Source organism: uncultured Thiohalocapsa sp., from assembly GCF_913063425.1.
Lineage (GTDB): Bacteria > Pseudomonadota > Gammaproteobacteria > Chromatiales > Chromatiaceae > Thiohalocapsa.
In genome coordinates this window covers 13,902-29,189 of sequence record NZ_CAJXYK010000059.1, presented here as the reverse complement: position 1 = coordinate 29,189, position 15,288 = coordinate 13,902, and the positions used below count along the sequence as shown (strand labels likewise).

At 66.7% G+C, this 15,288-nt stretch carries 14 protein-coding genes and 2 tRNA genes; 12 read left to right on the top strand and 4 right to left on the bottom strand.

Annotated features, from left to right (window positions below):
* The coding region (locus QZ607_RS22615) for a hypothetical protein (protein ID WP_295887608.1) at positions 1-348 on the top strand (348 nt) is incomplete at its 5' end.
* 576 nt (positions 349-924) lie between these two features.
* Here the strand turns inward: QZ607_RS22615 and QZ607_RS22610 are convergent.
* Positions 925-1,536: a hypothetical protein gene (locus QZ607_RS22610; protein ID WP_295887606.1), complete on the bottom strand. Its 612-nt coding sequence runs from the start codon at positions 1,534-1,536 to the stop codon at positions 925-927.
* A 4-nt stretch (positions 1,537-1,540) separates the two neighbouring features.
* Positions 1,541-1,906, bottom strand: coding sequence for a helix-turn-helix transcriptional regulator (locus QZ607_RS22605; RefSeq protein ID WP_295887602.1), 366 nt, complete (start codon positions 1,904-1,906; stop codon positions 1,541-1,543).
* A 704-nt stretch (positions 1,907-2,610) separates the two neighbouring features.
* Here QZ607_RS22605 and QZ607_RS22600 point away from each other — a divergent pair.
* Both QZ607_RS22600 and QZ607_RS22595 read left to right on the top strand, forming a co-directional pair.
* Complete coding sequence (locus QZ607_RS22600) at positions 2,611-3,039, top strand: hypothetical protein (RefSeq protein WP_367268245.1); 429 nt, start codon at positions 2,611-2,613, stop codon at positions 3,037-3,039.
* 116 nt (positions 3,040-3,155) lie between these two features.
* Positions 3,156-3,479: an STAS-like domain-containing protein gene (locus QZ607_RS22595; RefSeq protein ID WP_295887595.1), complete on the top strand. Its 324-nt coding sequence runs from the start codon at positions 3,156-3,158 to the stop codon at positions 3,477-3,479.
* A gap of 277 nt (positions 3,480-3,756) precedes the next feature.
* On the opposite strand, the gene QZ607_RS22590 is transcribed toward QZ607_RS22595, so the two are convergent.
* Positions 3,757-4,101 carry a nucleotidyltransferase domain-containing protein gene (locus QZ607_RS22590; RefSeq protein ID WP_295887592.1) on the bottom strand — a complete coding sequence of 115 codons (345 nt, stop codon included), beginning with the start codon at positions 4,099-4,101 and terminating at the stop codon, positions 3,757-3,759.
* Between the two features lie 391 nt (positions 4,102-4,492).
* On the opposite strand from QZ607_RS22590, the gene QZ607_RS22585 reads away from it, so the two are divergent.
* Entirely contained in the window at positions 4,493-4,636 is a 144-nt protein-coding gene (locus QZ607_RS22585; RefSeq protein WP_295887589.1) for a hypothetical protein, read from the top strand.
* A 286-nt stretch (positions 4,637-4,922) separates the two neighbouring features.
* Entirely contained in the window at positions 4,923-6,284 is a 1,362-nt protein-coding gene (locus QZ607_RS22580; protein WP_295887586.1) for a DUF3422 family protein, read from the top strand.
* A 3-nt stretch (positions 6,285-6,287) separates the two neighbouring features.
* On the opposite strand, the gene alr is transcribed toward QZ607_RS22580, so the two are convergent.
* Positions 6,288-7,373 carry an alanine racemase gene (gene alr / locus QZ607_RS22575; RefSeq protein ID WP_295887584.1) on the bottom strand — a complete coding sequence of 362 codons (1,086 nt, stop codon included), beginning with the start codon at positions 7,371-7,373 and terminating at the stop codon, positions 6,288-6,290.
* Positions 7,374-7,582: 209 nt separating this feature from the next.
* Here alr and tig point away from each other — a divergent pair, with 209 nt between their 5' ends.
* The 7 genes from tig to QZ607_RS22540 all read left to right on the top strand — a co-directional run bounded on the left by tig (position 7,583) and on the right by QZ607_RS22540 (position 15,157).
* Complete coding sequence (tig, locus tag QZ607_RS22570; RefSeq protein ID WP_295887581.1) at positions 7,583-8,881, top strand: trigger factor; 1,299 nt, start codon at positions 7,583-7,585, stop codon at positions 8,879-8,881.
* Positions 8,882-9,025: 144 nt separating this feature from the next.
* Positions 9,026-9,667 (top strand): ATP-dependent Clp endopeptidase proteolytic subunit ClpP, encoded by a 642-nt coding sequence (gene clpP / locus QZ607_RS22565; RefSeq protein WP_295887578.1) that lies wholly within the window; start codon positions 9,026-9,028, stop codon positions 9,665-9,667.
* A gap of 173 nt (positions 9,668-9,840) precedes the next feature.
* Complete coding sequence (gene clpX, locus QZ607_RS22560; protein WP_295887576.1) at positions 9,841-11,118, top strand: ATP-dependent Clp protease ATP-binding subunit ClpX; 1,278 nt, start codon at positions 9,841-9,843, stop codon at positions 11,116-11,118.
* A gap of 429 nt (positions 11,119-11,547) precedes the next feature.
* Positions 11,548-14,001 (top strand): endopeptidase La, encoded by a 2,454-nt coding sequence (lon, locus tag QZ607_RS22555; RefSeq protein ID WP_295887573.1) that lies wholly within the window; start codon positions 11,548-11,550, stop codon positions 13,999-14,001.
* Between the two features lie 321 nt (positions 14,002-14,322).
* Positions 14,323-14,595, top strand: coding sequence for an HU family DNA-binding protein (locus QZ607_RS22550; RefSeq protein ID WP_295887571.1), 273 nt, complete (start codon positions 14,323-14,325; stop codon positions 14,593-14,595).
* A gap of 24 nt (positions 14,596-14,619) precedes the next feature.
* A tRNA-Val gene (locus tag QZ607_RS22545) sits at positions 14,620-14,696 on the top strand.
* A 384-nt stretch (positions 14,697-15,080) separates the two neighbouring features.
* Positions 15,081-15,157 (top strand) — tRNA-Asp (locus tag QZ607_RS22540).
* The last annotated feature ends 131 nt before the right edge of the window (positions 15,158-15,288 follow it).

Genomic DNA, 15,288 nt, shown 5'->3' with positions numbered 1-15,288 from the left:
GTCGATGAGGCCCACAAGCTCTGCAACGACCCCAAGATCACGGACCTGGCCAAGGAAGCCCGCAAGTACGGGCTCGGGCTGATCCTGTCGTCGCAGGAGACGCGGGACTTCCACCCGTCGATCTTCGCCAACGCCGGCACCCAGATCGTGCTCGCGCTGGAGGACGCCGACGCCGGCATCATGGCCAAGGTCTACGCCCAGGAGAAGAAGGACCAAAGCATGGTGAAGGGCCTGATCCTCGAACAACCCAGCGGCGTCGCGCTGATCCGTTCAACGCACTTCGTGCCTTACTCGCAGGTCGATATCCTGTCGTTCTTCGAGCGCATACAGCAGGCTGGGACGGCCTAGAACGATTCCTCCTTACGCGGTAACAAACAAGGACTCCCTGCAAGAGGGCGAGACTCCGCACGCATCAGGTGGGTCAGGGCGCGCAGGGCCGAGCAGGCCGGTCTCGGCACGTGTTTGGAAGGGAAAGACCTCTGGACGGAGAAGACAGCACGTCTGCATCGGCGCTGACAGGGCCGAACGGCCCGTTCCGTAGGAGCCCAGGGCGCATCAGCGGTCGCAAGGAGGCAGATCCCTCTGCCGCCGTTTGGCTACCGTTTAGCAGCCGGTTGCGTCACTGCCCTCAGAAGAGGGACAGCTGACCTGGATGCGAGCGCCAGTGTTGGCGCACATGCTCGAACCGCCCGAAGCGGAAGCGAACGTACGCGTTCACAAAGACGCTCTTCACGTTTGGATAAGCCATAATAGGCCCTCCCTACGTAGGGTTGGAGGGATTTGGCTTGCCCAGATTCGCGAAATCGCCCTATACTGAAGTGTCTGCACAAGACACTAGAGCGTGAATCTGAGTGGTTCGGTAGCCCCTCGTTCACCTCACCAAAGAAGCTCGGGAGTGCGCCAACACTTCCGAGCTTTTCCTTATCAGGCAACAGCATGGTAACGCTGTGCGCCCGGTCGTCGGTTTGGGCTTAGTAGCCCATGTTTCTCTACGTTGTGTAGGCGGTAAGTAGCTGCCTCCACACTGGTTCCGCACATCTGCGACAACTCCAGCGGACCGCTTGCTCGTTGACAAGCCTCCAGAGGCATCATGATCGCGGCTGTCAGAGCCTTCGCCTGCCACTCGGAGTCCTCACAAAAGCGATGCTGGCGTAACGCCGCACCTCTGTGCAGGGTCACGTCATGGCGAAGAACTAAGTGCGACGTTTCGTGGACGACCGTGCTTCGCCCGTACACCTGGTCCGCGCAAAGGTGGTCGTAGATGTCCTCACGCATCACGATAAGCGACTGCGCCGGGACCGTGAACGCTGCGCAGTCTTCAAGCGCGTGTACTTCCAGGCAGCGAAATCTGTACCCCGCCTCTAGCAAGGTCCCTTCCAGCAGTTCCTTGCAGTCCAGTCTGTAAAGCTCGCCGTGCTCCAGCGGCAGGTGCCCAAGTAAGCTGCGAGCTATCCCCTCCAACGACTTGTAACTCTGCGGAGCGACCTTGTAGCCGGAAGGGCTGGTCGGCTTCCCGTCTTTCACCACTGTTGTCATGCGCTCAGCCCTCGACATCCCGCTCCGTCAGCCACTTCAGCAACTCCGGAGGCGGGGACTCGCCGTCGCTGATCCGCCTGGCGAAGGCGGAGACCAGTTGCCTGTCGTCCGGCGCCAGATGAGCCATCTGGACCACGTCCTTCGACTTCTCTGCGGCAGCCTGAAGCTCGTGTAACTGAGCTGTTGGAACCTTCCCGCAGAGGAACGACAGAGCGGACTGGATATGCTTCTCCAGGAGCCGCTTCTCGCCGAACTCCACGGCGCTCAGGTAGGCAGAGCTTACGCCCATGCCTTCTGCCATCGCCTTCAGCGACAATCCGTTCTTCATCCGGATGAGCCTCGCGCACTCCCCGAACGGCGTGAGTTTCACAGTTGCGCCCTCCCGCAGTAACGCTGCGTTCGCTTCCCGGTTGAGAAGTTAACCGAGTGGTTGAAATCTTAACCGACGCGAGGGCTGGCCGCAAGTCCCACGGGAAGACAGGGAATTTCCAGCTTTGGATCTCAGCCTGAGGCTGAGCCAGTACCCGCCCGTGCCCTTGCGTTGCCCAGCCGTTCTGGGACTCGGCGGGCACATGCCAGGCTCGAGAACGCTGTTGCGACGCCCGAATTGTCGTGACCGGGGCCGCGCCGACGCCTACGCTAGTACACCAGCACGAAATCTCGCCTGCGTCCTAGTCGTGTGGCCCGCAAGCGGCCGCTGTGCGCACACCAGGAGCCGAAGCCGCGGTTCTGTTAGGCCCCCATAATCCCCTCAGGCTGCCGGACCCTGGCGGGACACTCATGGGACAGTGGACGGAACATCACCCGACGAACGGTAGCGCGAGACAATACGGGAAGCCGCGTCGTTGCTGCTGTCAGGTGTTGTGATGTTCTGTAAATTATTGATAAATAGAGACTTAAAATCCCTCGACTTCGGCCATGCGGGTTCGAGTCCCGCCCCGGGCACCATATTCTTGTGATCTTCTCTCGTGAGCATCCAGCCTCACAACGCGAATATGCGTGATTGCAAGACGTGAACATCCCTTCTCGTCGCTTTCTGCTGGAAAGCTCTACGGCGCGATGATGATGCGGGGCATGTCCAAGTCCCTGCGGCTGATGGTGTGCGTCGACGAGGCCCATAAGCTCTGCAACGACCCCAAGATCACGGACCTGGCCAAGGAAGCCCGCAAGTACGGGCTCGGCCTAATTCTGTCTTCGCAGGAGACGCGGGACTTCCACACCTCGATCTTCGCCAACGCCGGCACCCAGATCGTGCTGGCCCTGGAAGACGCCGACGCTGGCGTCATGGCCAAGGTCTACGCGCAAGAGAAGAAGGACCAGGGTATGGTGAAGGGCCTGATCCTCGGACAACCCAGCGGCGTCGTGCTGATCCGGTCCACGCACTTCGCGCCCTACTCGCAGGTGGACATCATGTCGCGTATCAGCGCCGGCGAGAGGGCGGGTTGCTGCGGAACAACGCAGCGTGGCAAGGCGTCGCGACCGCTGTCGAGATGCGGCGTGTAGCCTTGCGCGGAGTCCGGATTGCGGAACTGCTGCCGCTAAGCGAGACGGTGCCGCCGGAGCTCCGGTTCGAGTAGCGCATCTTGCTTTTTGGTCGCGAATCGACAAAAACTATCGGCATGACCCCTTCTCCAGAACGCCAGCTGGTCCCACTCCAGCACGCGGCCGAAAGACGCTTCTTCGGCATGCGCCACGCCGCCGTGCCGGAGCGGGAGCGCATCGAAGGCTTCCTGGCCCAGGGTGCCGAGGTGGTGATCGATTTCGCCGGCGCCGCCGTGACGCAATCCTTCGTCGACGAGCTGATCGGCCGCCTGATCCTGGAGCAGGGGCCGGACGTGCTCCAGCGCATCGTCTTCAAGAACTGCTCCGAGGACACGCGCGCGATCATCCGCTTCGTCACCGCGGATCGGGCGGACCAGTACCGCAGCGCGAAGACGCATTGAGGGGGATCACCGGGCGTCAGTGCCGGCAGGCGATGGCCCGGCGCCGCGCCGACAGGTACTGATGCGATCGTTGCCGTGCGCACCGCTGCCTCCAGCTTGCCGAAGCGCAGGACGAATGGGTCCAGGTCCTGGACCGCTTCGGCATCCAGCGCGCGGAGCCGTGCGCCGGTGAGGGGCAGGTGCGGTGCCAGGGCCGTCAAGGCACAGCGCATGTAGTGGGCATGTCGGCGGCATTCGCACTGCACATGCGCCAGGCGCTGGGCCGCAGTGGCGTCGCTCACAGCGGCACCCCGGTGCGGGCGGCGACGTCGAAGATGGGCGGGCGCACCCGCTGGCTCGGGTCGTCCACCAGCACGTCGATGCGCTGCTCGCCGAGGGCGCGCTGCACCTGCACCTGGAAGTCGATCTCCGCGCGTACGATGCGCTCGGGGTCGGCGAGCGAGGTGGTTATGAGCAGGTCGATGTCGCCGCGGCGCTGGGTGTCGTCGATGCGGGAGCCGAACAGATGCAACCGTGCACCGGCGCGGAAGGCGTCCTGCGCGACCTGCTTGATGACCTGTTGCTGGTGGGCGGTGAGGCGCAGGTGCTTGGCTTTGGTGATGCCGCAGTTCAATCCGGCCATCGGGCCTGGTACGTCGGAGCGGAGACAGCGTGACCCGATGTGGGCCGGGCTGCATCGGCGTGGGCGCGCTCGGGCCGAGGACCGGCGCGTGGTGTGCGCGGTGGCGCAGGGGTGGACGGCTTGAGAGACCGACCCCGCAGATTTCAGGATACGGTCATGCTCTTGGGGTTTGTATGAACTATGATTCGGGTAAGAGCCGGTGTCGGTGGGCGCGGTCGGCCCGCTGCCAAGGCGTCGGCTCCTGCGGTGGGGTTGATCGCTGCGGGCAGTCGGCCGTGATCACGCACCGGCCCGGGGTCGCCGCCTGCAAGCGCGGGCGGCGGCCGTCCAGTCATGCCGCTTGGCCGCGCCTTGGCGCCTGTGCCATGCGGCCGTGTAGGGAGTCCGAGTGATGCGCCGTCAGAAGCAGCTTCCCCAAGTCCGAATCGAGGTGGCGACCTTGGCCTGTGCGGCCGACAACGCCGTTGCTCGCGCCTTCGCCTGCCCGCTGCTGGTGGCCACGACCCTGGTGGCGGCGATCTTGACCGCGTTCTGACCCAACCGCGCCCGCCGCGCGCGGTGGGCGAGCCACAACAATTTCTCCTTCGTGCGGGCTCGTGCGGGCCAGGGGACCCTGCCTGTCGTGGCGACCTGCGCCGCTCCACGGTAGGCTTTGCCGCGCCGGAGCACGAGCGTCGGCCATCAGTGTCAGCACTGTCGGCCCGCGCCGGCATGGACGCCGGGCGCAAGTCGCGTCCATCAGTTCAAGGCGGCGCTGACGCCGCCCATCCGCCAGGCCATTCCCCTCCCGAAGATCACTCCAACCCGCGCAGATCCCCCCTATGGCCCTCGCCTTCCCGGATCATCCCTTGCGCCACGCCGTGACGCAGGAGCTGCATGTGCGCACCTTCGAGCCGGTGCGGGCGCCGGTGGCGGTGACGCACCTGGCCTATCAGTGCGGGGAGCGCGGCACCGGCGTAAACGTCGACCACCTGCTTTCGCTCCTGGCGCGGTTTGGGCACAGGCCGCCGGCGGCGGAGGAAGTCGGCCAGTACTTCTTCGTCGACCTCGGTGACCTGCGCCTGCGCTGGGAACGGCATACGGAGTTCGTGACCTACAGCTTCACCCGCACGCTGGCGCCGGACCGTGCCGCCGAGCACCCCTTCGCGGGTGATCCGTTGGCGGGGCTGCCGCAGGACTGGCTCGGGCAGCTGCCGGGGCAGGTGGTCACCGCGGTGCGGCTGGTGCTGGAGTCGCCCGAGCTGCCCGAGCGCACGGCGGCCGACCTGATGACGGTATTTTCCGGCAACCCCGTGATCGGCGCCGAAGTGGCCGGCGGCGCTGGGCTCGCGTGGTCGGATCTGCGCATCCACGCCGACGGCTTCGGTCGGATTCTGCTGCGCGATCGCGGCCTCACCGAAGCCCAGGCGGGGCGGCTGGTGAAGCGTGTACTGGACGTGAACGCCTATCGGGCCATGACCCTGCTCGGCCTGCCCGCCGCGCGCTCGGCCGCCGTGAGCCTGGGCGATGCCGAGCGGCGCCTGGCGGACGTGGCGGTGCGCATGGGCCGCGCCAACGGCGTGCGGGGGGCGACGGCCGATCCGCCCTCGGAGCGGGCGCTGCTCGCGGAGCTCACGGACGTGGCGGCGGAGATCGAGTCCGTCGCCGCCCGCACCGCCTCGCGCTTCGATGCGACGGCCGCTTACTACGACGTGGTGCGCCAGCGGCTGGCCCAGCTGCGCGAGCAGCGCATCCGCGGCCTGCCCACGTTCACGGAGTTCCTGGAAGCGCGGTTGGCGCCGGCGGTCAGCACCTGCCTTGCCACCGGACGCCGGCAGCAGGCGCTGGCGGAGCGCGCCGCGCGCATGACGGCCCTGCTGCGCGCCCGGGTGGAGGTGCGCCTCCAGGAGCAGAATCGCAGCCTGTTGGACTCCATGGACCGGCGCGCGCGGCTGCAGGTGCGGCTCCAGGAAACCGTCGAGGGCCTGTCGGTGGTGGCCATCAGCTACTACGGTCTGGGCCTGGTGGGCTATCTGCTGAAGGGGGCCGCCGAGGCGGGTGTGCTGCTGGACCCGAGCATCGGCATGGCCCTGGCGCTGCCGCTGGTGGTGGGCGCCGCCTGGCTTGGCCTCACGCGGACCAGACGGCGGCTGCACCGTGATGAGGGCGGTGCTGACGGGCACCGCGGCCGGCGGCAGCCGTGACGGTCAGGCGTCGTCGGTGTAAGTGATGGGCACCCGCCGCGAGAGGCCCGTGAAGAGCTGGTAGGCAATGGTGTCGCTCGCCGCTGCAACGGCGTTGGCGGGCACCAGGTCCCCCCAGAGTTGCACCGGGTCGCCGGGGCGGGCGTCCGGCTGGGCCGTCAGATCAACCGTGAGCATGTCCATGGACACACGGCCGATGATGCGTGTCGGTCTGCCGTTCACCGCGGCCGGTGTGCCGTCGCAGGCATGGCGCGGATAGCCATCCGCATAGCCGGCGGCGACGACGCCCACGCGGGTCGGCTCAGTGCAGACGAAGCGCCCGCCGTAGCCGATGGCCTCGCCCGGGGCGAGCGCCCGCACGCTGATGAGCGCCGACTCAAGGCACATGGTGGGGCGCAGCGCGGCGGCGGAGGGGTGGGCCTCGCCGAAGGGCGTCGCGCCGTAGAGCATGATGCCGGGGCGCAGCCACTCGGCGTGCGCCTCGCGGCAGCCGAGCAGGGCTGCGGAGTTGGCGATGCTGCGCCGGCCGGGCAGGCCGCCGGCATGGGTGGCGAAGCAATCGAGCTGCGCGCGGTTGGCGGGGTGCCCGGGCTCGTCTGCACAGGCGAGGTGGGTCATGAGCACGATCTCGCCGACGTGCGGGCAGGCGGTGAGCTGCGCGTGGGCAGCCGCGAACGCCGCGGGGTCGAGACCCAGGCGGTGCATGCCGGTGTCCATTTTGAGCCACACTGCTACGGGCTCAGCGGGGCGCATCCGGCACAGCCAGTCCACTTGGTCCCGGTTGTGGGCCACCGGCGTGAGTCGTGCGCGCTGCGCGATGTCCAGCTCCGTCGGCTCGAAGACGCCCTCCAGCAGGACGATTGGGTTGGTGATGCCGGCCTCGCGCAGCTCCAGCGCCTCTTCGATGCAGGCCACCGCGAAGGCGTCGGCCACCGGTGCCAGCGCCCGCGCCACGGCGATGGCGCCGTGGCCGTAGGCGTCCGCCTTCACCACCGCAAGCGCCCGGCTCCCGGGTGCCTGGGCCCTGGCGTGGCGGTAGTTGTGGCGGATGGCGGCGAGGTCGACATGGGCGCGGGTGGGGCGGGCCATGGGTGCTGTCCGGTGGCTTCGGTGTTGCCGGCTGCCCCGGCTGGTACCGCGGATGCTGCCGCCCGTGCGCCAGCGGTGCAAGACTGCCGTGCGCCGGCGCCGGCGACTGACCGCATGGGCTGCGCCGCGGCTTGGAGGAAAGGCCGCTTGCGGCTTATACTGCCGTGTTTTTCGGCGATGCCGCAGAGAGTGATCAGGAGCGCTGACAGATGCAAGTGACCGTGGAAGCCGGTGAAGGGCTCGCCCGCCGCATGACCGTGGAGCTGCCCGCAGACGACGTGGAGCAGCAGGTCGATCAGAAGCTGCGGGATGTGGCCCGGCAAGCTCGACTCCCCGGTTTCCGGCCCGGCAAGGTGCCCATGCGCGTGCTGCGCCAGCGCTTCGGCGAGAGCGTGCGCGGTGAAGTGCTGGGGGAGATGGTGCAGACCTCCTTCTCGCAGGCCGTCGCCGAGCAGGAGCTGCGCCCGGCGGGGCAGCCGCAGATCCAGCCGGACATCGACATCCCGGGCCGGCGCTATGCCTACACCGCCGAATTCGAGGTGCTGCCGGAGATCAGCGTCAACGACCTGTCCGGAATGCGCATCACGCGCCCCGTGGCGGAGGTTACCGAGGCCGATGTCGATGCCATGATCGAGCGCCTGCGCGAGCAGCGCCGCACCTTCGAGGACGTGGAGCGCGCCGCCCAGGACGGTGACCGGGTGACCCTCTCGTTCGAGGGCAGCATCGACGGCGAGCCCTTCCCTGGCGGCAGCGCCGAGCACCGGCAGCTGGTCCTCGGCAGCGGCAGCTTCATCCCAGGCTTCGAAGCGCAGCTCGAGGGCGCGGCCGCCGGCGAGGAGCGCGTCATCGACGTGACCTTCCCGGAAGAGTATCCCAACAGGGAGCTTGCCGGCCGCGCCGCCCAGTTCAAGGTCAACGTGGAGGCCGTGGCCGAGCCGAAGCTGCCCGATGTCGACGCGGACTTCATGGCGGCCTTCGGCATCGATGACGGCGACGCGGAGCGCTTCCGCGCCGACGTGCGCGCCAACATGGAGCGCGAGCTGCGCCAGCGCACCGACGCCAAGATCAAGACGCAGGTCATGGACGCCCTGCTGGAGGCAAACCCGGTGGACCTGCCGGCGGTGCTGGTGAGCGAAGAAATCCGCGCCCTCAAGGGGCAGACCCAGCAGGCCGCCGGCGGCGGCGCCATGGAGCTGCCGGACGAGCTCTTCGCCGAGTCCGCCGAGCGCCGGGTCAAGCTCGGTCTGGTGATCGCCGAGGTGGTGAAACGCTGGGAGCTGCAGCCGAAGCCCGAGCGTGTCCGTGCGCTGGTGGAGGAGCTTGCGGCCACCTACGAGCGCCCGGAGGACGTCATCAACTACTACTACGCCGACGCCCAGAGACTGTCCTCGGTGGAGGCGCTGGCGATGGAGGAGCTGGTGGTGGAGCGTATGCTCGAGAGCGCGGACGTGGTCGAGGAGCCCAGCAGCTTCGACGCCCTGACCGACCGCAGCGAGGGCGCCGGCTGAGGCCCTCGGCAACGGGGCCGGCGCGCGTGACGATTTCGTTGCGTCGGCCCCCGCCAATCCCCACCTGCCCCGAGGAAAGACCGGCGCGGCGGCCATCCCGGCGCACAGCCCGGCCACAGATGTCCTGATCGAGGTTGCACACCCATGACCCACACCCACGACCCGAGCCCACCGTCGCCCCAGGCCCTGGGCCTGATACCGATGGTCATCGAGCAGACCGCCCGCGGCGAGCGCTCGTTCGACATTTTCTCGCGGCTCCTCAAGGAGCGCGTCGTCTTTCTGGTGGGTCCCGTGGAGGACCACGTGGCGAATCTCGTGGTCGCCCAGCTGCTCTTCCTGGAGTCCGAAAACCCCGACAAGGACATCCATTTCTACATCAATTCGCCGGGCGGCGCGGTGACGGCGGGTCTTGCCATCTACGACACCATGCGCTTCATCCGCCCCGACGTCAGCACCATGTGCATCGGTCAGGCGGCGAGCATGGGCGCGCTGCTGCTCGCCGGCGGTGCGCACGGGAAGCGCTTCTGCCTGCCGCACTCGCGCATGATGATCCACCAGCCCCTGGGCGGCTTCCAGGGGCAGGCGACGGACATCGACATCCACGCCCGCGAGATTCTGCACATCCGCGACCAGCTGAACCACATCCTGGCGCGTCACACCGGGCAGCCGCTGGAGAAGATCGCGGAGGATACGGAGCGCGACCGCTTCATGGGCGGCGACGCGGCCGTGGAGTACGGCCTCATCGACCGGGTGCTGGACGAGCGCAGCGGGCCGCCGGCAACCTGACCCACCTGCCGGGGTGCGCCGCAGCCGCGGCGGCGGCGACCGCGCCCCGGGGCATGGCCGCGCCGCCCGTCGGCTTGCGATATCGTCGCGAGCCGTTATGATAAAACGCATTCCAGGGAGCCGTTCGTGACGCCTCCCGTCAGCCGGACCGTCCCGCGGAGACATCGCCACACATGAGCGGAAACACCCACGGAAAGAACGACGAAGGGAAGCTCCTCTACTGTTCATTCTGCGGCAAGAGCCAGCACGAGGTACGCAAGCTGATCGCCGGCCCATCGGTGTTCATCTGCGACGAATGCGTCGAGCTCTGTAACGACATCATCCGCGAGGAAATGCAGGAGGGCGTGGGCGAGGCCACCAGCCGCCTGCCCAAGCCGCGGGAGATCAAGGACAGCCTGGACCAGTTCGTCATCGGCCAGGAGCAGGCCAAGAAGGTCCTCTCCGTCGCCGTGTATAACCATTACAAGCGGCTTGAGGCGGCGGACGCCAAGGAAGACATCGAAATCTCCAAGAGCAACATCCTGCTGATCGGGCCCACCGGCTCCGGCAAGACGCTGCTCGCGGAGACCCTCGCACGGCTGCTGAACGTGCCCTTCACCATCGCGGACGCGACGACGCTCACGGAAGCGGGTTACGTCGGCGAGGATGTCGAGAACATCATCCAGAAGCTCCTGCAGAAGTGCGACTACGACGTCGAGAAGGCGCAGACCGGCATCGTCTACATCGACGAGATCGACAAGATCTCGCGCAAGGCCGACAACCCCTCCATCACCCGTGATGTCTCGGGCGAGGGCGTGCAGCAGGCGCTGCTCAAGCTCATTGAAGGCACCGTCGCCTCCGTGCCGCCGCAGGGTGGGCGCAAGCACCCGCAGCAGGAGTTTCTGCAGGTCGACACGTCCAACATCCTGTTCATCGTCGGTGGTGCCTTCGCCGGCCTCGACAAGATCATCGAGCGTCGCTCCCGCAAGGGCGGTATCGGCTTCTCCGCCGACGTGCGCTCGAAGGACGACAGCAAGCAGATCGGGGAGCTGCTCTGCGGCGTGGAGCCGGAGGACCTGATCCGCTACGGCCTGATCCCGGAGTTCGTCGGCCGCCTGCCGGTGATGGCGACCCTGGACGAGCTGGACGAAGAGGCCCTGGTGCGCATCCTCACCGAGCCCAAGCACGCCCTCTACAAGCAGTACGGGCGGCTGTTCTCCATGGAGGGCTGCGAGCTGGAGCTGCGCGAGGACGCCCTGCGGGCCATCGCCGTCAAAGCCATGGAGCGCAAGACGGGTGCCCGGGGGTTGCGCACCATCATGGAGCAGGTGCTGCTGGATATCATGTACGATCTGCCCTCGCTGGAAAGCGTCAGCAAGGTCGTCGTGGACTCATCCGTGATCGCCGGCGAGAACACACCGTTCGTCATCTATGACGGCGGAGAGCAGCAGCGGGCCGCTTCGTCCGATTGATGCCCCTCGACGATACCGGCCATCGATGCTGCCCGGTAATGCTGCCCGGTAATGCTGTCCGGTGATGCGCTGGGCAGTGTGCTTTAGCCGACCAGCCCGTCGCTGTGCTGAAGCCCGCAACGCTACGTTCCAGCGCCGCAACTATCCCCCCTCTTCAGACTGGCCGGTCGGTGCAACAGACCGCGGCCGGCGGCATCCGGGCCGTGGTGGTCGCGACCACCGACCCGCCGCGTCTGCACAGCCCGGCGCGCATTTTGCTTAACCTTTCAAGGCGGGCCCGGGCGGCCCCCTCACCTGCGCCGATTGAAGCGTCGCGGAAACGCCCAAACCTCGGTGCGAACCGTAGATTTCTACAACTGCCGTAGCGGCGGACCGCAATTTCCATGCGGCGCCATACCAGTCAGCACGGCTAACCGGAGCAAAGATTCCATGGGCGAAACCGTTCACGAGCACAACGATCCCACCCTTACCGAGCAGGAAGTGCCGGTCCTGCCGCTGCGCGATGTCGTGGTCTATCCGCACATGGTGATTCCGCTGTTCGTGGGCCGGGATAAGTCCATCAAGGCCCTGGATGCGGCCATGGGCGCCGACAAGCAGATCCTCCTCATGGCCCAGAAGAACGCGGACGTCGACGATCCCGCGGTGGGTGACCTGCATGCCATCGGGACCCTGGCCAACGTGCTGCAGCTGCTGAAGCTGCCGGACGGCACGGTGAAGGTGCTCGTGGAGGGGCACCGGCGCGCGAAGGCCAAGCGGTTCGTGTCCACTGAAGGGTCCTTCTCCGCCGTCGTCGCACCCCTTGCGGATCAGCTCGAAGCCGACGAGCGGGAGCAGGAGGTGCTGATGCGCTCGGCCGTGACGCTGTTCGATCAGTACGTCAAGCTCAACAAGAAGGTGCCGCCGGAGGTGCTGACCTCCTTGTCGAGCATCGACGAGGCCGGTCGCCTCGCCGACACCATGGCCGCGCACATGTCGCTGAAGCTCGAAGAGAAGCAGCACGTGCTGGAGATGGTGGACGTGCAGCAGCGCCTGGAGCACCTCATGGGCCTCATGGAGGCCGAGAACGACATCCTCCAGATGGAAAAGCGCATCCGCGGGCGCGTCAAGCGCCAGATGGAGAAGAACCAGCGCGAGTACTATCTGAACGAGCAGATGAAGGCCATCCAGAAGGAGCTGGGGGAGCTTGAGGACGCGCCGAACGAGCTCGAAGACCTTGGCAAGCGCATCGAGGAAGCCGGCATGCCGAAGGAGGTCAAGGACAAGGCTACCGGGGAGCTCAACAAGCTGAAGCTCATGTCGCCCATGTCTGCAGAGGCGACGGTGGTGCGCAACTACATCGACACGCTGGTGTCGGTGCCCTGGAAGAAGCGCACCCGCATCCGCAATGACATCCGTGTCGCGCAGAAGGTGCTGGACGCCGATCACTACGGCCTGGAGAAGGTCAAGGAGCGCATCCTTGAGTACCTGGCCGTCCAGCAGCGCGTCAAGAAGCTGAAGGGCCCGATCCTCTGCCTCGTGGGTCCGCCCGGCGTCGGCAAGACCTCGCTTGGGCAGTCCATCGCCCGCGCCACCAACCGCAAGTTCGTGCGCATGTCCTTGGGCGGCGTTCGGGACGAGGCCGAGATCCGCGGTCACCGGCGCACCTACATCGGCGCGCTGCCCGGCAAGATCATCCAGAACCTGGCCAAGGCGGGCTCTCGCAACGCCTTCTTCCTGCTGGACGAGATCGACAAGATGGCCATGGACTTCCGCGGCGACCCCGCGTCGGCGCTGCTGGAGGTGCTCGACCCCGAACAGAACCACACCTTCAACGACCACTATCTGGAGGTGGACTTCGACCTGTCGGAGGTGATGTTCGTCGGCACCGCCAACACGCTGAACATCCCGCCCGCGCTGCTCGACCGCATGGAGGTGATCCGGCTCGCCGGCTACACCGAGGACGAGAAGGTCAACATCGCCCAGCGTTATCTCATCCCGAAGCAGATGAAGAACAACGGGCTCAAGAAGGGCGAGCTCACCATTCGGGAGGCCGCGCTGCGTGACGTGATTCGGTACTACACGCGGGAGGCGGGCGTCCGAAATCTGGAGCGCGAGTGCTCCAAGATCTGCCGCAAGGTTGTCAAGGAAGTGCTACTCAAGAAGAAGTCGGACGCGTCGGTGGTCGTGACGCCGAAGTCACTCGACAAGTACCTCGGTGTGCGGCGCTTCCGCTTCGGCCGCGCCGATGAGCACGACCAGATCGGTCAGGTCACCGGGCTCGCCTGGACCGAGGTGGGCGGCGAGCTGCTGCGCATCGAGTCGGCCCTGGTGCCCGGCAAGGGCAAGTTTACTTACACCGGGCAGCTCGGCGACGTCATGCAGGAGTCCATCCAGGCAGCGCTTACCGTGGTGCGCAGCCGGGCGGCGGCGCTTGGGATCGATCCGGACTTCCACCAGAAGTTCGACCTGCACATTCACGTGCCGGAGGGCGCGACACCCAAGGACGGGCCGAGTGCCGGCGTGGCCATGTGCACGGCGCTGGTCTCCGCCCTCACCCAGGTGCCGGTGCGCTCCAGCGTTGCGATGACCGGCGAGATCACGCTGCGGGGCGAGGTGCTGCCCATCGGCGGCCTCAAGGAGAAGCTCCTGGCCGCCCACCGAGGCGGCATCGAGACGGTGCTCATTCCGCACGAGAACGAGCGTGATCTCACCGAGATTCCGAAGAACATCAAGCAGAGTCTCGACATTCGCGGCGTGCGCTGGATCGACGAGGTGCTGGATGTCGCCCTGACCGAGCTGCCCCGGCCGCCGGCCGATGCAGACGCCTCGGCGGAGGCAGAGGCGGAGGAGGCGCCGCCGGCCAAGCCGGAGGACAAGCCGAGCGGCGCCCGCACCCACCACTGACCTTCCTGTCGGCGGGGGAGCACGCTGAGTGCTCCCGCCGCCCGGGGGGGGCGCCACGGTGTGCTGAGCTTCGGGTCGAGGTCAGGGCGCCTTGCTCGCGCCTGGCTCAGTGCCGGGCTCAGTGCCGGGCTGTCCGGTGCACGCCGTGTTCCGCAAAACCCGGCGACAATCGGTTCCGGTCGGCAAGGTGGCTCTGCTTGACAGCTTTGCGTGCACTCGACAACATTCGGCGCAGGCTGCGGCGTCCGCACGTGTCGCCGCCGCTGTCACGCTTCAACTGTACGCGCGGTTTCTACGGTCATTCGAGACATCGGGGGGAGAATGAACAAATCGGATCTTATCGACGCCATGGCGGAGGGGGCAGACATCTCGAAGGCCGCCGCCGGCCGGGCGCTCGATGCACTGACGGACTCCATCGCCGTGGCCCTGAAGGGCGGCGACAGCGTCTCTATCATCGGTTTCGGGACCTTCATGGTCAAAGAGCGTGCCGCGCGGACCGGCCGCAACCCGCAGACCGGCGCTAGCATCGAGATCGCCGCTTCCAAGACACCTTCCTTCAAAGCTGGTAAAGCGCTGAAGGATGCCATACAATAACGGGCTTGGTCGGGTGCTTCAGCGGGGTGCTTAGCTCAGTCGGCTAGAGCATCGCCCTTACAAGGCGAGGGTCGCAGGTTCGAGCCCTGCAGCACCCACCAGAAGACGCACTGCTCTTCGCCACCCACCGCAGACGCAAAAAGGTGGGGCTGACGTTCGCGGGTTTCTCGGCTGAGTGGCGACCTGCTGACTGGGCTGATTTCACGCGTCGCCGCATGGTCTCCGCCGGCAGTTGGTAACAGTTCGTCGAGGTCGCGCGGAGGGTGTCTCCGCCACAGGGCGTCGGATATCCTGCGTGGTCTAGCACCTGCCCGACGCGAGACGCTGCGGTGACCACGTCGCGCCGCGAATACAGCGCCGGCGCCCACACCGGCGATGGCGTGCAGGGCAGCAGGCGTCACAGGCAGCGGCGAAACAGCTTTTCAGCCCGCGTGGCACGAAAGCTTTCCGGGACAAGGTTTCCCGGTGTATATTGTGGTTTCTAAGGAGTGGTAGTTCAGTTGGTTAGAATACCGGCCTGTCACGCCGGGGGTCGCGGGTTCGAGTCCCGTCCACTCCGCCAGCATTGATCAGGGCGCGCCCCACCGCATCGGAGGGGCGCGCCTTTTTTGTGTCCAGCGGGGATGCCGGATGGGCAACCGGGCCCGGCTCCAGTGTGATGCCGAGGCTGAGCGGGGCTTGCAGCCAGGCCGC